Annotated in this window: 18 protein-coding genes and 1 tRNA gene; 6 read left to right on the top strand and 13 right to left on the bottom strand. The window is 65.9% G+C overall.

All coding sequences use genetic code 11. The features are described from left to right. Positions 1 to 112: 112 nt before the first annotated feature. The 3 genes from ftsY to smc form a co-directional block, all read right to left on the bottom strand. Positions 113 to 1,255: a signal recognition particle-docking protein FtsY gene (gene ftsY, locus ACSE4D_RS14830; RefSeq protein WP_425118810.1), complete on the bottom strand. Its 1,143-nt coding sequence runs from the start codon at positions 1,253 to 1,255 to the stop codon at positions 113 to 115. 195 nt (positions 1,256 to 1,450) lie between these two features. Further along, positions 1,451 to 1,852, bottom strand: a complete 402-nt coding sequence (locus ACSE4D_RS14825) for a hypothetical protein (protein WP_135539461.1) — start codon at positions 1,850 to 1,852, stop codon at positions 1,451 to 1,453. A gap of 287 nt (positions 1,853 to 2,139) precedes the next feature. After that, positions 2,140 to 5,727, bottom strand: a complete 3,588-nt coding sequence (smc, locus tag ACSE4D_RS14820) for a chromosome segregation protein SMC (RefSeq protein WP_425118811.1) — start codon at positions 5,725 to 5,727, stop codon at positions 2,140 to 2,142. 86 nt (positions 5,728 to 5,813) lie between these two features. On the opposite strand from smc, the gene ACSE4D_RS14815 reads away from it, so the two are divergent. Together ACSE4D_RS14815 and ACSE4D_RS14810 are read left to right on the top strand one after the other, a co-directional pair. Beyond that, positions 5,814 to 5,886: transfer RNA gene (locus ACSE4D_RS14815), tRNA-Asn, on the top strand. A 534-nt stretch (positions 5,887 to 6,420) separates the two neighbouring features. Further along, positions 6,421 to 6,903: a hypothetical protein gene (locus ACSE4D_RS14810; RefSeq protein WP_135539465.1), complete on the top strand. Its 483-nt coding sequence runs from the start codon at positions 6,421 to 6,423 to the stop codon at positions 6,901 to 6,903. An 89-nt stretch (positions 6,904 to 6,992) separates the two neighbouring features. On the opposite strand, the gene mutM is transcribed toward ACSE4D_RS14810, so the two are convergent. The 7 genes from mutM to ACSE4D_RS14775 form a co-directional block, all read right to left on the bottom strand. After that, positions 6,993 to 8,012, bottom strand: a complete 1,020-nt coding sequence (gene mutM / locus ACSE4D_RS14805) for a bifunctional DNA-formamidopyrimidine glycosylase/DNA-(apurinic or apyrimidinic site) lyase (protein ID WP_135539467.1) — start codon at positions 8,010 to 8,012, stop codon at positions 6,993 to 6,995. A gap of 38 nt (positions 8,013 to 8,050) precedes the next feature. Continuing rightward, positions 8,051 to 8,755, bottom strand: a complete 705-nt coding sequence (gene rnc / locus ACSE4D_RS14800) for a ribonuclease III (RefSeq protein ID WP_135539469.1) — start codon at positions 8,753 to 8,755, stop codon at positions 8,051 to 8,053. Between the two features lie 4 nt (positions 8,756 to 8,759). Continuing rightward, positions 8,760 to 8,963, bottom strand: a complete 204-nt coding sequence (gene rpmF / locus ACSE4D_RS14795; RefSeq protein ID WP_025777330.1) for a 50S ribosomal protein L32 — start codon at positions 8,961 to 8,963, stop codon at positions 8,760 to 8,762. Positions 8,964 to 8,965: 2 nt separating this feature from the next. Continuing rightward, positions 8,966 to 9,445, bottom strand: coding sequence for a YceD family protein (locus tag ACSE4D_RS14790; protein ID WP_240689754.1), 480 nt, complete (start codon positions 9,443 to 9,445; stop codon positions 8,966 to 8,968). Positions 9,446 to 9,600: 155 nt separating this feature from the next. Continuing rightward, positions 9,601 to 10,791: an MFS transporter gene (locus ACSE4D_RS14785; protein WP_135539473.1), complete on the bottom strand. Its 1,191-nt coding sequence runs from the start codon at positions 10,789 to 10,791 to the stop codon at positions 9,601 to 9,603. Positions 10,792 to 10,794: 3 nt separating this feature from the next. Continuing rightward, complete coding sequence (coaD, locus tag ACSE4D_RS14780) at positions 10,795 to 11,325, bottom strand: pantetheine-phosphate adenylyltransferase (protein ID WP_135539475.1); 531 nt, start codon at positions 11,323 to 11,325, stop codon at positions 10,795 to 10,797. Positions 11,326 to 11,391: 66 nt separating this feature from the next. Next, a complete protein-coding gene (locus tag ACSE4D_RS14775) occupies positions 11,392 to 12,150 on the bottom strand; it encodes a GntR family transcriptional regulator (RefSeq protein WP_425118812.1) in 759 nt (252 codons plus the stop codon). A 116-nt stretch (positions 12,151 to 12,266) separates the two neighbouring features. On the opposite strand from ACSE4D_RS14775, the gene ehuB reads away from it, so the two are divergent. Genes ehuB through ehuA form a run of 4 tightly spaced genes read left to right on the top strand, consistent with a single transcriptional unit; the run spans position 12,267 to position 15,463 of the window. Continuing rightward, positions 12,267 to 13,145, top strand: a complete 879-nt coding sequence (gene ehuB / locus ACSE4D_RS14770) for an ectoine/hydroxyectoine ABC transporter substrate-binding protein EhuB (protein ID WP_135539478.1) — start codon at positions 12,267 to 12,269, stop codon at positions 13,143 to 13,145. Positions 13,146 to 13,168: 23 nt separating this feature from the next. Then, complete coding sequence (gene ehuC / locus ACSE4D_RS14765; RefSeq protein WP_425118813.1) at positions 13,169 to 13,999, top strand: ectoine/hydroxyectoine ABC transporter permease subunit EhuC; 831 nt, start codon at positions 13,169 to 13,171, stop codon at positions 13,997 to 13,999. After that, positions 13,996 to 14,655, top strand: a complete 660-nt coding sequence (gene ehuD / locus ACSE4D_RS14760) for an ectoine/hydroxyectoine ABC transporter permease subunit EhuD (protein WP_425118814.1) — start codon at positions 13,996 to 13,998, stop codon at positions 14,653 to 14,655. The genes ehuC and ehuD overlap by 4 nt, the downstream gene beginning before the upstream one ends. Then, on the top strand, positions 14,642 to 15,463 hold the full coding sequence (gene ehuA / locus ACSE4D_RS14755) for an ectoine/hydroxyectoine ABC transporter ATP-binding protein EhuA (protein ID WP_425118815.1): 822 nt from the start codon (positions 14,642 to 14,644) through the stop codon (positions 15,461 to 15,463). The genes ehuD and ehuA overlap by 14 nt, the downstream gene beginning before the upstream one ends. Positions 15,464 to 15,498: 35 nt before the next feature. On the opposite strand, the gene rsmD is transcribed toward ehuA, so the two are convergent. Genes rsmD through ACSE4D_RS14740 form a run of 3 tightly spaced genes read right to left on the bottom strand, consistent with a single transcriptional unit; the run spans position 15,499 to position 19,872 of the window. Beyond that, the gene (gene rsmD / locus ACSE4D_RS14750; protein ID WP_135539486.1) at positions 15,499 to 16,086 is read right to left on the bottom strand and encodes a 16S rRNA (guanine(966)-N(2))-methyltransferase RsmD; all 588 of its coding nucleotides are present in this window, start codon (positions 16,084 to 16,086) and stop codon (positions 15,499 to 15,501) included. A gap of 10 nt (positions 16,087 to 16,096) precedes the next feature. After that, positions 16,097 to 18,244 carry an ATP-dependent DNA helicase RecG gene (locus ACSE4D_RS14745; RefSeq protein WP_436326154.1) on the bottom strand — a complete coding sequence of 716 codons (2,148 nt, stop codon included), beginning with the start codon at positions 18,242 to 18,244 and terminating at the stop codon, positions 16,097 to 16,099. Further along, on the bottom strand, positions 18,241 to 19,872 hold the full coding sequence (locus ACSE4D_RS14740) for a DAK2 domain-containing protein (RefSeq protein WP_135539490.1): 1,632 nt from the start codon (positions 19,870 to 19,872) through the stop codon (positions 18,241 to 18,243). Before ACSE4D_RS14740 ends, ACSE4D_RS14745 begins: the two co-directional genes overlap by 4 nt. Position 19,873: the final 1 nt, after the last annotated feature.

Here is a 19,873-nt window from a genome sequence, read left to right as displayed (position 1 = left end):
AGTCTCCATGACGCATGTCACAGTGATGCTTCGGTCATGTTTCCGCAGTGTGACAAGCCGGGCCCCACCCCGTCGATACAAGGGTGAGACCCGGCAGGATCAGTACGCGAAATCAGTCGAGCAGCGCGTCGACGAATCCTTCGGCGGTGAAGGGCGCGAGATCGTCTGCACCCTCACCCAGCCCGATGAGCTTGACCGGCACGCCGAGCTCACGCTGGACGGCTATGACGATGCCGCCCTTCGCCGTGCCGTCGAGTTTCGTGAGCACGATTCCGGTGACGTCGACCGCCTCGGCGAAGACCTTCGCCTGCTGCATGCCGTTCTGCCCGGTGGTCGCATCGAGGACGAGGAGCACCTCGTCGATCTCGTGGCCCTCGCCCAGCGGGCGGGTGGCCACACGCTTGACCTTGCCGAGCTCGTCCATGAGGCCGCGCTTGTTCTGCAGCCGTCCGGCCGTGTCCACGAGGACGACGTCGGTGCCGTCGGCCTGCCCCTTCTCCACGGCCGAGTAGGCCACCGAGGCGGGATCGGCCCCTTCTTCCTTGCGCACGGTTTCGACGCCGACGCGTTCACCCCAGGTGGCCAGCTGCTCGGCGGCGGCTGCGCGGAAGGTGTCCGCGGCCCCGAGGAGCACGGTTCTGTCCTCAGCGACGAGCACGCGGGCGATCTTGCCCACGGTCGTGGTCTTCCCCGATCCGTTCACTCCGACGACGAGGAAGACCGCGGGATCTCCGCCGGTTCCCTGATCGGCCAGGGAGCGGTCCATGGTCGGGTCGACGAGGGTGATGAGCTCTTCCCGGAGCAGCCCGCGCACCTCGTCGGGGTCACGCGTGCCGAGGACCTTGACGCGTTCGCGCAGCCGGTCGACGAGTTCGGTCGTCGGCTCCACACCGACGTCGGCGAGGATGAGCGTGTCTTCGATCTCCTCCCATGCGGATTCGTCGAGGTTGTCCCGCGACAGGAGGTTGAGCAGGCCACGGCCGAGCCCGGAGTTCGACTTCGCGAGGCGTTCGCGCAGGCGCACGAGCCGGCTGGCCGGTTCCGTGGGAACCTCCGAACCGCGGGCCTCGGCCTTCTCCTTCGCGACCGCCTCGGCGACCTCATCGGTACTGAGCTCACCGGTGACATCGGCATCGATGCTGCGTTCTTCGCGCGGTCCTCGCTTCGTGCCGCTGACGCGCAGGGAGATGCCCAGCGCAACAACGAGAATGAAGACGATGGCCGCGACGACGAGCAAGATGATCGGCTGATCCATTGTTCTTCCGTCCTCCTTTGAGAGCCTTCGGTCAGGCCGCCGGCACTCGAGTTCCCGGACTCATCCGGTGGTGTCTGTCTGTCGTGTCCCACGCCGGAATCAGTCGGCGCGGTTTCCATTGTCCTCGGCCCCGATTCCGCGGGGACCGGTTTGTCTGTGATCTTGGTTTCGTCTGCGCTCAGAACCTGTCAGCACTCAGGATCCGCGGCTGCCGAAGAGCAGACCGGCGGTGGTCTTCCACCCGGTTCCCGACTCCGGGATCTTCCAGTGGCGGGTACGCGGACGCACCGTGATGAGCGAGGGGGCCGCATGACGGCGAGGCTGCGGACGCAGCACATAGGAATGGTCGCGGATCGCGGTGACCGCCGCCTGTTCCCGCGTGGCCAGATGCGAGGTGCCGTCGTCGTGGCCGAAGAATTCGTGGACTTCGTCGTCGTAGCCGGTCCATTGGGCGGGCAGACGGAATCGCTGCACCTCGGAGGAGTACTTGAGTCGGCCCTCGGCACGCAGGCCGGGCAGAGCGACGAGGAGGACGACGACGAGAGCCAGAGCGAACGAGATCGCCAGTCCTACGATGATGACAAGCACCGAATTCATGCCCTCGAGCCACCTCGCAGATCAGCAGCCTCGGCCATGGACGTCCCGCTCCTCACATTCTTCGAATACCTGGGTCTCGACCCAAGTCTATAGTCCCGGGCGACGACAATCGTATTACAGGGCCGCATGGCAGTTGGAGAATTCCCTGGGACTGTCCTGGGCGTCCGTGCCGAATCGCCTCATCGGCCCGGGCCCGAACCTCCACATCGCCCCCGTGGCGAGCCCTCAGGCGCGCCCGCCGCCGCGCTCGTGGCCGCGGGCAGTCCTTCGACATTGACAAGCTGGGTTCACGGAATGCGCTGCGATATGACTTTTGACACTCCATCGCCGTGCATCGTCACCCCGTAGAGCGCATCGGCGATCTCCATCGTCCGTTTCTGGTGGGTGATGACGATGAGCTGCGAGGAGTCCTGCAGCTCCTCGAACACCGTGAGCAGACGCGAGAGGTTGAGGTCGTCAAGAGCGGCTTCGACCTCGTCCATGACGTAGAAGGGACTCGGTCGGGCCTTGAAGATCGCCACGAGCATCGCCACGGCGACCAGCGAGCGTTCACCGCCGGAGAGCAGGGAGAGCCGTTTGACCTTCTTGCCGGCCGGCCGGGCGTGGACGTCGACACCGGTGGTGAGCATATCGTCGGGGTCGGTCAGGCTCAGCGCACCTTCACCGCCGGGGAAGAGTCGGGAGAAGATGTCCTCGAACTCCCGTGCCGTGTCCGCATAGGCGTCCGCGAAGACGCGTTCGACGTGCCGGTCGACCTCCTCGACGAGCTGCATGAGGTCCTTGCGGGAGGTTTCGATGTCGGCGATCTGCTTCTCGAGGAACTGATGCCGTTCCTTCAGCGCCTCATACTCCTCGAGCGCGAGCGGATTGACCGTGCCGATGCGCTTGAGCGAGGCAGACGCCTGCTTCTGCCGCTTCTCGACTTCGGCACGCACGTACGGCGTGTCCTCCACCCCCTCCTCGAACGAGGGCACGGGCAGGTGGGGGCCGAATTCGTCGATGAGCCGATCGATGCCCAGCCCAGTCTCCTCTTGCGCCCGGTGGGCGATCTCCTCGAGTTTCAGTCGATACCGTTCCTTGGCCAGCTCCGCCTCGGCGGCGGCGTCCTTGAGTTTCTGCAGCTGGGTTCGAGTGGCAGCCAATTCCTCGCCGAGGCGGCCCTTCTCTTCGCGCAGACCGCCGCGTTCGTCGACGAGGACCTGGATCGCCTCGCCGAGTTCGACGACCGTCGACTGTGCCAGTTCCGCGGCGTCGGCCGCGGTTTCAGCGATGAGTTTCGCCGAGGCGGCCGCGCGCTTCTTCTTCGCAATCGTGCGCTGGTTCTGCTCCCGCGCCGCCTCTTCGGCCTTCGCCGCCCGCAGCAGAGAGTCGACCCGGTCGCTGAGGAACCGTGCCCGGTCCGTGGCCGAACGGTGGCTGATGCGTGCCTCGACGAGGTCTTCGGACGACTGGGAGACCTGCGCGCTCAGTTCGTCCCGGCGGGAGGTGTCGACGACTTCGACGACCTCGGCGGTTCCGGCCAACGCCGCCTGCGCGGTCTCGACCTCGCGCTGGGCCGCATCGAGGCGGGACTTCAGCTCCGTTTCGTTCTCTTCGGCACGCTGCAGGCGGGTGCGGGCAACACCGATCTCGCCGGTGATACGCGAGACCTCTTCGGCTGCGGCCATGATCTTCGCGTCCGAGGAGTGGAGCGCATCGAGTGCCGCCGCCGCTTCCTCGCGGGCTCTGCTCAGGCGCGGTTCGAGGTCGGCGAGCGCAGTCTTGAGCGTCTCCGCCCGATCCTCGAGTTCGATGATCGTCGCACGGGTGTCGTCGAGTGCGGTCTGAGAGGCCAACCGGGTGCCCGAGGCCGTGCGCGCCCGGCTGATGCGCGTGGCCGAGACCACCTCCCCGTCGACGGTGACCGCGGTGAGTTCGGGGCGGGCCTTGGTCAGAGCGACGCCGGCACGAGCGTCGGGGACGCAGACGACTGCGTGCAGGGCGGCCGCGAGCAGGATCCGCAGCTCGGGGACATCGCTGGTGACGAGTTCGCTCAGCCATTGCAGCTTCCCCGCCCCGGCAGCTGGCTGCCCCGCCTCGGTGCCGGAGAGCCCCGCCAGCTCGGGCAGCGGAGCGAGCTCCGTTCGCCCCGTTCCATTGCCGCCCTTGCCGGCGACCGCCTCGGCGCCGGTCGGGATCGTCAGGGACACGTTCGTGTCCTCGCCGAGGTGGTCGAGGACTCCCAGCGCCGACTGGCCGTCGTCGACGATGACGCCGGACACCGTGGTCGACAGGGCCGCGGCCACCGCCATCTCGAAGCCGGTCGTCACACTCAGGTGTTCGGTCACGGCGGTGCCGACTCCGGGCAGTTCGGCGTTGATGATGTCTTCGAGGTCGGCCTCGAGCGCGGTGCCCAGTGCCAGGGCTTCGGCCCGCGCTCTGGCCGAGGACAGTTCGGAGGCGACCTGCGACTGCTTCTCCTGCAGCTCGGCGCGTTCGGCCTCACACTTCTCCTGGGCCTCCAGCGCCGTCTCATAAGCGGAGTCGAGTTCGGTCTCCCCTGCTTCGACGTCTTCAACCCCGGTCTCTGCGGTCTCGAGTTCGGCGCTGCGTTCGGCGATGCGAGCGGTGACGGTGTTGATTTCGGACCGGTTGGCGGCGATGCGCGACTGCAGGTCCGCGATGCGCTCCTCGGCCTGGGTCTGCTTCGACTGCAGAGCCGACCGGTTCTTCACTGCTTCGGTGATGGCGATCTGTGCTGCCTTGACTTCGTCTTCGGCGGTGCGCAGGTCCCGGGTGAGTTCTTCCTTGCGTTTCTGGCTGGCCTCGAGCGCTGAGTTCGTCTCGGTGACGGCCGCCTCGGCCTCGGTGAGTTCGTCCTTGAAGCGGGCGGCTTGGGCACGCAGCTCATCGGGAGACTTGGATTCGCGGCGGCCCAGGCTCGCGACCTCCGAGAGCAGGTGGGAGCGCTTGTCTTCGGCCCGCTGGCTCAGGCCCTGGGCACGGACGATCTGCGTCTGAGTCTTCGATTCGGCGGTCCGCTGCGCCTCGAGTTCGGTGTCGAGTCCCGACAGGCGGGTTTCGACCTCACCCAGTCGCGCCTCGGTGCTGGTGCGGAGCCGGTCGAGTTCGTCGATGCGGTCGCTGTGGTCCTCGCCCCCGCTCGTCGTCGCCAGCGAGGACTGCATCCGCACCGCATCGTCGGCGAGGAGTCGGGCGGTGGTGTCTCGCAGTGTGGCTTGGACGGTGGCGGCCTTCGCCGCGGCTTCGGCCTGTCGGCCCAGGGGCCCGAGCTGCCGGTTGAGTTCGGTGCGCAGATCGGTGAGCCTGTCGAGGTTCGTCTGCAGTCCGGTGAGTTTGCGGACCGCTTTGTCTTTGCGGCGACGGTGTTTGAGCACACCGGCGGCCTCTTCGATGAAGCTGCGTCGCTCCAGCGGGTCGGCGTGGAGGATCGCGTCGAGGCGGCCCTGACCGACGATGACGTGCATCTCCTTGCCCAGGCCGGAGTCGTTGAGCAGCTCTTGGATGTCGAGGAGCCTGGCCGGGGCCCCGTTGACGGCGTATTCGGACCCGCCGGTGCGGAAGAGGGTCCGCGAGATCGTCACCTCGGTGTAGTCGACAGGGATGGCTCCGTCGGTGTTGTCGATCGTCAGAGTCACCTCGGCGCGCCCCAGGGCCTGGCGTTTCGAGGTTCCGGCGAAGATGACGTCGTCCATCTTTCCGCCGCGCAGATTCTTCGCACCCTGCTCGCCCATCACCCAGGACAGGGCGTCGACGACATTGGATTTGCCTGAACCGTTGGGACCGACGACGCAGGTGATGCCCGGCTCGAATCTGAGAGTCGTCGCCGAGGCAAAGGACTTGAATCCCCGCAGTGTCAGGCTTTTGAGATGCATATTGGAAACCAGCATATCCGGGCGGGCCACGAGATTCGGAATCTTTTGGTAAAGTGTCTCCTCGTGCGCAGGCAACTGCGCCGTTTTCCTCCGTAGCTCAGTTGGCAGAGCATTCGACTGTTAATCGAAGGGTCGCTGGTTCGAGCCCAGCCGGGGGAGCTGGTGGGGGCCCTGTCGTGCGCGACGGGGCCCTTGACCATTCACCGCCCGCCGACGGCAGGTGGTGTTGCACAGCGAATGCGACCGATGACGGTCCGAGAAGACGGACATCCGGCCATCTTCGCCCATTGCCCGCAGGCGGCTTCATTGCGCCCGCGACGATCATGGGGGTGAGCCGATCGGGTGCATTCTGCTCGGTTCGCATCGGCCGCCAGTCCGAGCCCGTCTCCGAGCTTCAGCCGGGCATCCGGCACCGTTAGCGGCAATTCAGCGCGCCGCACCGGTGCATGCTGCCGCGAACGGTGTGATTCGCCGCGAACGGTGTTGGATGCGTTCGTACACAAGAGACGAAACAGCACCGGCGAGCAGAGCTTCTGCCCCGTCTCCCCGTGCCCGCTTCAAGGAGCGCTGCGGGACAGGTGTGGGATCATAGTGACGCTGAGACGCTGACGCGCACGGCGATCGCTGTTCTTGAGGGATCGGTTCGCGGGGAAGCCAGCTTGGTCGACACGAGGAAAGGCAGAGTCTGATCAGATGAACGCGGTCATCAGGCGCGAGGGGAAGATCTCATTCGTCATCGGCTGGATGCTCACCATCATGGCGGCTCTGGCTCTCATTGCGGTGATCCTCTTAGCCGTCCTCGGCGACACCATGTTCCTCATTTTCCTCTTCGGCCCCCTCCTCCTGCTCATCGGTGCCGGAGTGAACTTCTGGCTCGGCTCGCGGGCTCGGCTCGAAATCACTCCCGACGAGTTCATCTGGTGCGGGTTCGTCGGGCGGGCCAGGCGAATCTCGTGGCGAGAACTCGACAGGATCCTCATCCCGGCTCCCGGCTCCCGCCCCCGCCTCGTCGCGGCTGCACGACTGAAAAACGGAGCCGTCGTGGAGGTCGACGCCTTGTGGCTGTCACCGACGAACCCCGCGAACATGCTTTCGGCCCCGAACCACTCGCAGGCGCAGCGAACTCTCATCGACGGTCATCGCGCTTTCCTCGCCGGGGCTGCCGGACGTCGCTGATTCCACTCCCCGTAACCGGCACCCCTCACCCGCTCGGACGGTCGGCAGCTCGGCCGAGCCCACGTTCGCCGAGGTGATCGGCCCGGGGACTACCGGTACCGTGGGGGTTTCTGGCACTCCGGGCAGAAGTGAGTGCCGCGGCCGCCGACGGTGATCCTCGCGATCTCGGTCCCGCAGCGCACGCATTCCTGTCCTCCGCGCCCGTAGACGAGCAGCGCCCGGTCGAAGTATCCGGATTCGCCGTTGACGTTGACGTAGAGGGCATCGAAACTCGTCCCGCCCACGGCCAAGGCATCGGTCATCACCTTCGTCGCGGATTCGAGGACCGCAACGAGGCGGCTCTTCCGCGTGCGCGCAGGGACAGCAGAAGGATGGACTCCCGCCCGGAACAGCGCCTCATCGGCGTAGATGTTGCCGATGCCGCTGACTAAAGTCTGGTCGAGCAGCGCCGCTTTGATCGCCGTGCGCTTCTTCGCCAGAGCTTCCACGACCCGTTCGGGGTCGAATGCGGGTTCGAGTGGGTCTGCGGCGATGTGGATCGCCGAGGCGGGCACGAGCCGCCCATACCCGTGCACGAGCGGTTGGACGCCGATATGACCGAAGATCCGTTGGTCGACGAAGCGCAGTTCGCGACCCACTCCGGCGACGCCTCCCCCACCGTTGGCTGCCCCACCGTTGGTTGCCCCATCGCCTGCTCGGCCACCGAGCTCACTGTCGCTGCCGCCGAGGCGCAGGATCGCTCGCGTGTGCCGGTGCAGTTCGTCATTCGGATCGTGGATGCGCAGCTGCCCGCTCATCCCGAGATGGACGAGAATGCCCAACTCGGGCGTCTCTCCGAGCATCGTATTCTGCCGATCGGCCGGGCCCGGCTGTGGCCGGCTGCCCTCCCCCAGGCTCAGCCACATGAACTTCCCGCGCCGTTCGGCACCGAGGATGTGCGCACCGTTGACGGCGGTGACGAAGCCGTCGATCGCGGACGGGTCGATGCGGCGCTGGGAGGTCGTGCCGAGTATTCGGGGGTCGATCACCTCGGCGCCGGTGATCGTCGTCCCCGTCGTCCATTCGTCGACGCCGCGGCGGACGCTTTCGACCTCGGGAAGCTCAGGCATGGGAACACCGTCCTGTCACACGCGGACCCACAGATCGCTCAGCGACGGTAGTCCGGGTAGACGGTGCGGATGGCTTTGACGGCGACCTCGGCGGCGGCGGCTTCGGCGGCCTTCTTCGACGAGCCGTCCCCGCTGCCCCAGCCGTTGTCGCCGAGCATCGCGGTGGCGGTGAACACCATAGCGTGGTCGGGCCCGGACGAGGTGATCTCGTAGCTCACGGCCCCGAGGCTGAGGTCGGCCGCAGCCTCCTGCAGCGTGGTCTTGTAGTCCATTCCGGCGCCGAGGTTGACCGCGTCGTCGAGCATGCCGTCGATGAGGCGATGGACGAAGGCGAAGGCGACGTCGCGTCCCCGAGAGACGAAGACGGCGCCGATGAGAGCCTCGACGGTGTCGGCGAGGATCGAATCCTTGTTGCGGCCGCCGGTCAGCTCCTCACCCTTGCCGAGCAGAATGTGCTCGCCGATCCCATGCCTGCGGGCGATCGCGGCCAGGGCTCGAGTGTTGACCACGGCCGACCGCATTTTGGCCAGCTGGCCTTCGGGCAGGTCCGGGTTGTCGTAGTAGAGCGATTCGGTGGCCACGAGGCCGAGCACGGAATCGCCGAGGAACTCGAGGCGCTCATTGGTGGGGATTCCGCCGGCCTCGAAGGCATAAGAACGATGCGTGAGCGCGAGACGAAAAGTCTCGGGATCAATATCGATCCCGAGACTCTTCTTCAGTGCTGCTGTGGTGTCAGTGTCCACAGTCTCAGACGTCAGCGACCTTGCGGCCCTTGTACTCGAGGTACAGCGGGGTGCCGGCTGCGTCTTCGACGACTTTGGCCTGGTGGGGGCGCGAGTACACAACGCGACCGTTCTCCACAGTCTTGACCAGGTTCGGAGCCTTGGCCTTCCACTGCGAACGACGGTGGCGGGTGTTGCTGCGCGACAATTTACGCTTCGGAACAGCCACGTCTAGCTCTCTTTCTTCTCATCCAACAGATTCTTCAATGATGCGAACGGCGATTCGGATTCGTCCGGTTCCACCTCGAGGTCCTCCCCCAGGGTGTAGCTGAACTCCTCGCTCTCATCCTGTGAAGGATTGAACGGCAGAGCCATCACCACGGCGTCTCTGATCGCGGGCTCGAGGTCGAGCTGATCCCGGTCGATGACGTAGGAGTCCTCGTCGCCTTCGGCCTGCTCATAGACGTACATCTCCTGGATGTCGACATCTATCGGCAGCTCGATGGGCTCGAGTGTCCTCGCGTCCTCGCCGCGGGCCGTCGCCGAGACTGTGCCCGACACGTAGATCCCCTCCGACACGCTCTCGAACATCAGCTCGAGCGCCAGTGGTGAACCTTGACCAACCCCGATCACTTCGATCTTGAGATCCGCTGGAGCAGACAAGGTGGTGTTCACCCGTTCCCACTCACCCGGATTGCCGAGCAGACCCATCGATCTGAGATCGAAGACGAATTCAGATCGCTGCTTCATGCCGTCCTCCCGGTGGTTTGAGGATGTCGCTCCTGCGTTCACACGCGACTCACCATTCTAATCATCATCGGCGGTCATTACCAATCGCCCCGATCGACCGCCGCAGGTGTTCCTCATCACCATCGCTCGTGTTCGTTGCGCCAGGTCACTCCCCCGGCAACGAGGAGCAGCGCGCCGGCGATCATGAACACGGCCCCGGAACCGGCGATGACCGTCAGCGCCGAGGCGGCCGAGGGGATCGCGACCTGGCTGAGTCGATTGCCCGCCAAACGGATGGACAGCACCGCGGCCCGATTCTTCGCATCGGCCAGGGTCGAGACCCAGGTCATCGTCAGCGGCTGGGTGAGTCCGAAGCAGAATCCGGCGAGGGCGAGCAGGAGTCCGAGCGTCCACGGCTGACTGAGCACGGGGATGAGCGCGACACAGACACCGGCCGTCGCCGAGGCGGTCCACAGCAGGGACAGGTTGCGCCACCTGGTCGTGAGCATCCCGATGAACAGGCGCGAGATCACCGAGGCGAGCGTTCGCAGCGCCAGCAGCCAGGTCACCAGCGTCACGGACAGTCCGTTCTCCTGTCCGATGAGCGGCAGGTACGCCGTCATCAGGTCGACGGCGGCGAGCGTGGCCATGGAAGCGAAGATCGCGGGTTTCATTCCCCGGGTCGACAGGAGCGTCCACGGTGCGATGGCGCCTTCGGCCGCCTCGGCGCGGGAGACGTGCGGGGTGCGCCCGCGGAGCATGACGACGACAGCGGCGATGAGGGTCAGCGCCGACAGCGCGGTCATGAACCACAGCGCATTGGTGATCGCGGCGTCACCCGAGGTGGCGTCGGCGATCATGCCGGCCACGGGCAGTCCGATGGTCTGGCCCATGGACACCCCGAGGGTGAGGTGGCCGAACTTCGCGGTCATCCGGTCGGCGGGGAAGCTCTGCGGAATGAGCGCTTGGGAGGCCACGGTCGTCAGCAGCTGCCCGACGCCCAAGCTCATCGTGGCGATGAGGAGTACGCCGAGGTTGGGTGCGACGGCCGCGAGCGCGACGGGCAGGATCGACAGGATGGTGCCGACCCACAGCACCGCGGTGGCGTACCCCCGATCGACGAGCCGGCCGACGAAGAGGGCCGTGAGCAGCGGAACGAGGGAGTAGACGGCGGTCATGAGACCGAGGACGACCCCCGATCCGCCGAGCTCGAGGGTCCGGTAGGAGATGAGCACGCGCACGCCGTTGTACGTCGCGTGTGCGATGACGGTGTGGGTGACGAGGCCCGGGAACCAGGCCCTGTTGGCAGGTGTTGCGGCCGCGCTCATCCCTCAGTCGGCGCTGTCGTTGCCGGAGCCGTCATCACCGGCACCGGTGTCATGACCGTGCAGAGCTTCCAGCACCGAGGCGGGGACGAGCCCGTGGATGTCCCCGCCGTTCGCGTGGACTTCCTTGATGAGAGACGAGGAGACGTGTTCGAACCGCGGATTGCCGGGGACGAAGATCGTTTCGAGCTCGGTGAGGTGTTTGTTCATCAGCGCCATCGGCAGTTCGTAGGCGAAGTCCGTGCCCGAACGCAGCCCCTTGACGACGGCGGGTGCACCGATGCTCGTGCAGTAGTCGACGAGGAGGCCGCCGGAGACGATGTCGATGCTCACGTTCTCGGCGCTCCGGGTTCGCTCATCGTCATCGAGCGAGCGGCGGATGAGGTCCGCGCGGACTTCCGGGGCGAAACGACCGGACTTCGAGGGGTTGTGCACGACGGCCACGACCACTTCCTCGAACAGGCGTGCGCTGCGGGCGATGATATCGAGATGACCCATGGTGATCGGATCATAGGAACCGGGACAGACGACCTTCATGCCCTCATCGTATCGGCTGGCGGTCGCCTGCGGTGCCGATCCCGGGTCGCGGACGCCCCACCGTGCTCACTGCACTCTCTCCCGCAGCCGCGACCACTGGTCATCGGCGGCGGCACCGTCGTCGAGGGCCTTGACGACCTGCGCGTCGACTCCGGCGTCGGGCCCGTGCAGTCGGGAAGCCGCTTCGGCCATGATCCGGGCAAGGACCCCAAGGGATTGTGATTCGCGGCCGGCGGTGACCGCCTCGGCGAGTTCGCGGTGGCTGTCGAGGACGTCGCAGCGAACCTCGTAGCCGCGTCGGTCCGACAGAGACAGCAGACGGGTGTGGACCATCGAGACCTTCATCAGGTCTGTCAGCCGGGCCGAACCGGAACAGGCGACGAGCGCATGATGGAACGACAGGTCGGCATCGCCGATGGTGCGCGCAGCATTGTCTTCGATCGCCCGCTCCAGCTCCCTGAGCGCGCGGGTGATCCGGGCGGTGGCGCGCTCCCGCCGGATGATGAGCTTGATCGCCTGCGATTCGATGGCTTCCCGGACGGCATAGACGTCGTCGATGTCGGTCACCCGCATCTTCTTGACATGGACTCCCCGCCCCGGCGCATGCGTCATCACGCCTTCGCTGATGAGCCGCTGCAGCGCTTCCCTCAGGGACGGCCGCGACACCTCGAGGAGTTCGGCGGTGCGCACTTCGTTGATCGACTGCCCGGGTTCGAGCGATCCGTTGTAGATGGCATTGCGCAGCTGGTCGGCGATGAGGTCGCTCGTCGAGGAACGGACCACTTTGCGCAGGACCGGCAGCTCGGAGGCGGGAGGATTCGTCACGGTTACGATCATATAACTTTGTCTGACAGTGTGACATTCGGACAACATAAGTATTGAATACTGTCCAGGAGACGCACGTCACGACGATGTGTCGACGTTCAAGGAAGGAACAGCACATGAAACTCAAAGGACTGGCCGCCGCGACATCGATTCTCGCGCTGACGCTCACCCTCGGTGCCTGCGGAGGAAGCGACTCGGACAAGTCGACTCTGCAGAAGGCCATCGACGACGGAAAGATCACCGTCGGCTTCGCCGGCGAAGCCCCGTACAGCTTCGAAAAGGGCGGAGAGCTCCAGGGAGCGTCCGTCGCCATAGCGAAGGCCGTGTTCAAGGAGCTCGGCGTCGACGACGTCGAAGGCGTCAACACCGAATTCGGCTCCCTCATCCCCGGCCTCAACGCCGAACGCTTCGACGCGATCTCAGCCGGCATGTCGATCCTGCCCGACCGCTGCAAACAGGCCTCCTTCGGCGATCCCGAATTCATGTACACCACCGCCCTGATGACGAAGAAGGGCAAGCAGGACGGCATGAAGAACCTCGACGACGTCAAGAAGAAGGGCGCCAAACTCGCGACGATGACCGGCGCCGTCGAATCAGATTATGCGAAGGACCTGGGCATCAAGACCCAAGAGGTCGGCACGCCCCAGGACGGCATGGACGCCGTGACGACCGGCCGCGCCGATGTCTTCGCCCTCACCGCCATCTCGCTCAACTGGATGGAGAAGAACACGAAGGACTCCGGCGTCGAAGTCAGCGACTCCTTCGTCCAGGTCATCGACGATGTTCCGCAGGTCGGTGCCGGTGCCACGGTCTTCCGCACCGATGACGATGAACTCCGAGACGAGTGGAACAAGGCTCTGGAGAACATCGTCTCCGATGAGAAGTCCTACCTCGACGTGGTCGGTGACTACGGATTCACGAAGGAAGAGCGTCCTGACGGTTCGATCACGACCGATCAGCTGTGCAAGGGCGACCTGCCCACCGCTGATTCCTGAGTCGTCCTTCGGCACTTGAGATCATGAACGACAATCTCGCAACGTTGCTGAGTTTCCTCCCACAGCTGTGGGAGGGAATTCAGACAACGATCATCCTCACGGTCGCGGGCTCGGTCGGCGCCATCATCATCGCGCTCGTCCTCGGCATCACGATGACCTCGCCGCACTGGTGGCTGCGCGCCCCTGCACGGATCATCGTCGAGTTCTTCCGCGGCACGTCTCTGCTCGTGCAGCTGTTCTGGCTGTTCTACGTCCTCCCGCTCCTCGGATTCGAACTCGACCCGCTGCTCTGCGGCATCGGGGCTCTCGCGCTCAACTACGGTGCCTATTCGGCCGAGGTCGTCCGCTCGTCGATCAAGACCGTGGCGCCCGGCCAGTGGGAGGCCGCGATCGCGCTCAGCCTCTCCCCCACCCGCCGGATGCTGCGTGTCATCTTCCCACAGGCCTGGGCTCTGATGATCCCCTCCTTGGCGACGCTGCTCATCCAGCTGCTCAAGGGCTCGGCGGTCGTCTTCTTCATCACGCTGTCCGATCTCACCGACAAGATCAATCAGCTGCGCCAGTCGACGGGCGATACATACTTCGCATTCTCCATCGGTCTCATCATCTACTTCATCCTCGCTTGGATGCTGCAGGAGTTCATGAACTTCCTCGAACGCAGGGCCACGGCCGCACTCGGCCGCCGACGCCCGAATTCGCGCACCGACCGTCGTGAGGCCCGACGCGCCGCCCGCGCGGACACCGTGCGCAAAGACCGCCTCGTCTCACACGGCGTCGCGGGTGAAGGCACAAACTCGGGACTCGGAACGGATCCGCTCAAACGTCCCTCTTCAGGCGAGGGAGGTGACCTGTGAACTGGAATTGGGAATTCGCCGCTGAAGCCCTGCCCCTCCTGCTCCACGGTTTCGTCAACACTCTCATCGCCACGGTCATCGGCACTGTCATCGCCGCGATCCTCGGCCTCATCCTCGCCGTGGCCATCCGCGGACTGCCGCGGTGGATCAACTGGCTCGTGCGACTGCTCGTGGCATTCATCCGCAACACTCCACTGGTCGTTCAGCTGATGTTCGTCTACTTCGCCTTCTCCGGCATCCCCGGACTCGTGGACGTCCCTGCACTCGTCATCGGCTTCATCGTCATCGGCATCCACTACTCGACGTACATGTCCGAAAGCTATCGTGCCGGCATCGACTCTGTGCCTCCCGGACAGCACGAGGCGGCGACAGCCCTGTCGCTTCCGCCCGTGCGGAAGTTCACGGCCATCATCCTGCCGCAGGCGCTGCGTGCGACCATCCCGTCATTGGGCAACTACGCGGTCGCGATGTTCAAGGACACCCCGTTCCTGTTCGCGATTTCCGTCGTCGAGCTCGTCACTGCGGCCAAGCAGTTCGGCGGTTCGACCTTCGCCTACACGGAAGCCTTCACCTTGGCCGGCATCATCTTCCTCGCCGCCAGCTACCCGACCTCACTGCTCATTCAGAGATTGGATCGACGCCTTGCCACCTACTGAGAACACCCCAGCCACCCCCTCCGGGCCGAACGCCTCAGCCTCGGGCACCCCGGCGATCGAGTTCAAGGACGTGGAGAAGAGCTTCGGGCCCACGACCGTGCTCAAGGACCTCAACTTCACCGTCGCACCCGGCGAACGCGTCACCCTCATCGGGCCCAGCGGTTCCGGCAAGACGACGATCCTGCGCCTGGTGATGACGCTCGAGGAGCTCACCGGCGGCTACATCTTCGTCGACGGCGAGCCGCTGACCTTCGAGGAACGCGACGGCAAGCGCGTCGAACTGCCGAAGAAGCGCACTCGCGAGATGACCACGCGCATCGGCATGGTCTTCCAGCAGTTCAACCTGTTCCCGAATATGACCGTGCTCGAGAACATCATCGAGGCCCCTGTCCATGTGCTCGGCAAGTCCAAGAGCGAAGCGAGCAAGGAAGCCAAGGAGCTGCTCGAACGCGTCGGGCTGGCCGAGAAGGCCGATGAGCACCCGACCCGGCTCTCCGGCGGTCAGCAGCAGCGTGTGGCGATCGCCCGTGCGCTGGCGATGAGCCCGGAGATCCTCCTCCTCGACGAGGTGACCTCGGCACTGGATCCGGAGCTCGTCGGAGACGTGCTGGGAGTGCTCCGCGACATCGCCGAGACCACGGACATCACGATGCTGCTCGTCACGCATGAGATGCAGTTCGCCCGCGACGTCTCCCACCGGGTGATGATGTTCGACGGCGGTCAGGTCCTCGAGCAGGGTCCGCCGGATCAGATCTTCAACAACCCGCAGCACGAGCGCACGCGGTCGTTCCTCTCCAGCGTGCTCTGATCTCGCTTCCGAAGCGTCAGCACCGCGTCGGGGAGTCAGGCCTCGCCCGGCTCCCCGACGAGCTGGACGAAATGGACCGCGGTCTCACCGAAGGTCTTCGACCGGAAGACTTCCAGCCCGTCGGGCATCGTCGGCTCCGGTGAGCGTGCGGCGCGTTCGACGACGACGATCGACTCGAGATCCAGGTGCGCGGTCAGCCGTCCGAGGATCTGTGTGACCGCGTCTTCGCTGAGCGGATACGGCGGGTCCATGAACACGAGGTCGAACGTCCGCGCTTCCGGGGCGTCCGTCACCGGCAGTCCCGCCAGGAAGTGGAGGACGTCTCCGGCGTGCACCTCCGCGGAGTGTTCGATACCGAGCTTCTCGGCATTGGACTGCAGGGAGCGGATGGAAGTCAGCGACGAATCGACGAAGTCGACCTGCGCGGCGCCCCGTGACATCGCTTCGAATCCGAGGCCTCCGGATCCGGCGAAGAGGTCGAGGACGTTCGCGGCCTGCAGCACCCCATAGCCTTCGAGCATGGAGAACAGGGATTCCTTGACCCGATCGGCAGTGGGGCGCGTGTTCGCCCCGGACGGGGAGGACAAGCGGGCACCCTTGTGCGCTCCGGCGATGATTCTCATACCTGCCTCCTCAGCCTGCTTCGATGAAGTGTGCGTCGCCTTCGGGCAGCACCCGCCGGATGAAGGCCTTGAGCGCCGGTACCGCGTCGAGCTGCGGGTCGACGGCGACGATCTGCTCGGCGACTCTCCTGGCTTCGGCCACGATCTCGGAATCGCGGAGGATCGACAGGTGCCGCAGCGAGGATCCGCCCCATTGGGAGGCGCTGAGCACATCGCCTTCCCCGCGGGAATCCAGATCGTACTCGGCGAGGGCGAATCCGTCGAGCGTCTCGGCCACGGCCTGCAGCCGCGCGAAGCTCTCATCGGTCTCGCTCAGCTCGGTGAGCAGGAAGCACATGGCCGCACTGCCGTCACGTCCGACACGTCCGCGCAGCTGGTGGAGCTGGGCGACACCGAAGTTCTCCGCCTCGGCGATGACCATCATCGTCGCCCGTGACACGTCGACTCCGACCTCGATGACCGTCGTCGAGACGAGGATCTCGATGTCCCCGTCGGCGAAGTCCTTGAGCACCTTGTCCTTCTCACCGGTCGACATCCGCCCGTGCAGCAGCCCGAATCTCTTCCCCGACAGCTCCGGGGTGTCTTCGAGTTTGCGGCTGAGATCCTCGATGCCCTGCTTCTGTCCGATCACGGCACCGGTCTCCGGGTCCTCGATGTCCGTGGGTTCGATCCGAGGGAAGACGACGAAGACCCCGCGCCCCGATTCGACGGTCTCGCGCATGAGCGTCCGGACCCGTGCGAACCAGTTCGGCTGGTCGACGATCGGCACGACGTGGGTGGCGATGTTCTTCGGCCCGGCCGGCATCTCGGTCAGTGTCGAGATGTCGAGATCGGCGAAGACCGTCATCGCGACCGTGCGCGGGATCGGGGTCGCGGACATCACGAGCGTGTGCGGGGTGGACTCCCCGCCCTTGGCCCGCATCGCCTCACGCTGTTCGACACCGAAGCGGTGCTGTTCATCGACGACGATGAGCCCGAGGTTCTCGAAGATCGTCGATGCCGACAGCAGCGCATGCGTGCCGACGACGATGTCGATGTTCCCGGTGGCCAGGTCGAGGGCGAGTTCCCGCCGCTCCCGGGCCGGCATCGATCCGGTCATGAGCGCCACCGTCACCTGGTCGTCCTCGGACAGCAGGGGCGAGAGCCCCATCTGTTCGCCGAGGAAGTGCTGGATGGAGTGGAAATGCTGAGTCGCGAGGACCTCGGTGGGGGCGAGCATCGCGGCTTGGGCCCCGGAATCGACGGCAGTGAGCATCGCCCGCAGAGCCACGAGGGTCTTGCCGGAGCCGACATCTCCGTGGAGGAGTCGGTGCATCGGCTGCTCCCGGCCCATGTCCGCACCGATCTCCTCACCGACTCTGACCTGGGACGGGGTGAGCGTGAAGGGCAGCGAGGAGTCGAAGCGCCGGCTCTTCGGCCCCTCGGTCAGCAGCGGGGTGGCGTTCTCCTGCGCATAGGCGGCCTTGCGGGAGACGAATTCGGTCTGCAGGGCCAGCGCCTCTTCCCACTTCCACCGCTGGCGGGCCCTCTCGACGTCCTCGATCCGGCGCGGCTTGTGCATGTCCTCGAGCGCCGTACGCAGATCCGGCAGATCGTATTTCTCGCGCAGGCCCTTGGGCAGGGGGTCGGCGAACTCTTCGGGCCCGGCCACGCTGAGCAGAGTCTTGATCGCGCTCCACAGCCGCGACTGCGCGATCTTCTTGACCGCCGGGTAGATGGGAAACGGCGAGTTGAGATCCTCTGGCGTCCACTCGTGGTCGTCCTCGGTGCGGTTGAGCCACGCAGGGGAGGCCAGGGTGAGCTGCCCGCGGTAAGATTCGACCTTGCCGCCGAATACCACGGTCAGCCCCGGCGTCAGAGCCTTGTCCAACCAGTGCTGGTTGAAGAACGCGATCTTCATCGACTGTTCCCCGTCGTGGACGATGACCTCGGTGATCGTGCCGCGCCGCTGCTTCATCCGCCGTGTGCTCACGCTGATCACCTCGGCCTGGATGATCGCGGTCTCCCCCAGCGGCAGATCGCCCAACCGTGTGGACTCACCGGGGACGAGGTAGCGACGGGGGAAGAACCGGAACAGGTCGGCCACCGTGTGCACACCGCGTTTGGCCAGGTGCGTGCGGTCGGCCTTGCGGAAATTGTCTTCGAGCCGGGTCGTCATTCGACCCCCATGATGACGAGCACCCCGCGGTCGCGGGCGTCGAACTCCTGGAAGTGGACATTGTCGTGGGACTTCGCGATCCAGTCCCGCAGATGGTCGAGCACCTCGGGGACGCAGTCGGGTCCGTGGACGACGGTGAGCAGCTCTCCCCCGGCCCCGAGGAGCCGGTCGGCGAGTTTGACGACGAGCGTGCTCAGCTCCGTGCTCTGCGTCTTCGCCTTGCCTTCGATGTAGACCCGGTAGAACTGCGCCGGATGAGCCGCTGCTCCCAGCGCCGAGGCTGTTCCTGCGTCGTCGCCTTCGCGGACGATCGGCAGCACCCCGGTCGGCGGGTCCGTGGCGAGTTGATCGGCCGAGAAGATCGTCCCGACCCGGGTGCCGGCAGCGGCTTCGGTCATATCGGCGAAGATCTCCGCGGCCGGGGCGAAGGGATCGTAGACGGCCAGAGCCGAGAGCAGGGTGGCGGCGTTGCGTGAGCGCACGACCTGCGCCCGCCCGGCCCGTTCCGCATCCTTTCCCGTGACCGCGCGCAGCCCGGAGAGGGCCTTGAGCGCCGAAGTGGAGCTGGGCACGACGATCACCTCACGGTCTTCGGAGGCGATGAGTTCGGACATCGTCTCCGCGAGATCCCCGACCGACGAGGTCAGTGCCGTGGCCCCGTTGAGCGCAGCATGCATGAGCAGTCCCGTGCCCTGGACGAGGGCGACGAGCTTCGTCTCCCCCTCCTCCTCGTGCAGGCGCAGATCCTCCATGTCCAGGCGAGCGATCCCATAGCCGCCGAGGTGGTCGATGACCGTCGCGGCGACCGTTTCGTCGATGACGTGGACGTGGACCTTGTGCGCGGTGATGACGATCGAGGTCCCGCCGAGGCGGTCGAGCTCCTCAGCGAGCTCGGCGGCGGGGGCGGTCGCGAGGATCACGACGATCTCGAGCTCCTCGGCCGTGGCCTCGTGGATGATCTTCGGGGCGCGGGCCACCTCGGTGAGCATCGAATCCTGCGGGGTGCGTCCGGTGACGGTCGCGTAGAGGAGGTCGAAGAGTTCGACGATGCCGGTCGATCCCGCGTCGACGACTTCGGCTTCGCGCAGGACCGTGAGCTGACCGGTGGTCTCACGCAGGGCCGAACGCGAGCGTTCGCGCACGGCTTCGATGACTTCGAGCAGGTCACCACCGGTCTCGGCGCGTTCACGCGCCTCGGTGGCCATCGCGTCAAGGACCGTGAGCATGGTGCCGTCGACGGGCCGGGCGACGGCGGCGCGGGCCCGGTCGGATGCGGTCTCGAGGGCGGTGGCCATCGCGTCGGCGGTGGCGACGGTGACCTCGGCCAAGGCATCGGCGACGCCTTGGAGGGCGACGGCGAGGATGAGTCCGGAGTTGCCGCGTGCGCCTCGGCCGGCACCGGCGGCGAGTGCGGCCACGACCTGCGGGAGGGTGACGGGTCCGGTGAGTTCTTCGACGGCGAGGTAGGCCGAGCGCAGGGTGTGGTACATGTTCGTGCCGGTGTCGCCGTCGGGGACGGGGAAGACGTTGAGTTCGTCGATCTCGGTGCGTTCCTTGCGCAGCCGGTCGACCGCCCGACGGGCCCAACGGGCGGCCAGTCGACCGTTGAGGCTGATGGCGTTGCTCATG

Origin of the sequence: Brevibacterium sp. FAM 27836, from assembly GCF_051351055.1 — a bacterium.
Lineage (GTDB): Bacteria > Actinomycetota > Actinomycetes > Actinomycetales > Brevibacteriaceae > Brevibacterium.
Note: the sequence above shows the minus strand (reverse complement) of the source record. Positions and strands in the feature narration are given on the sequence as shown.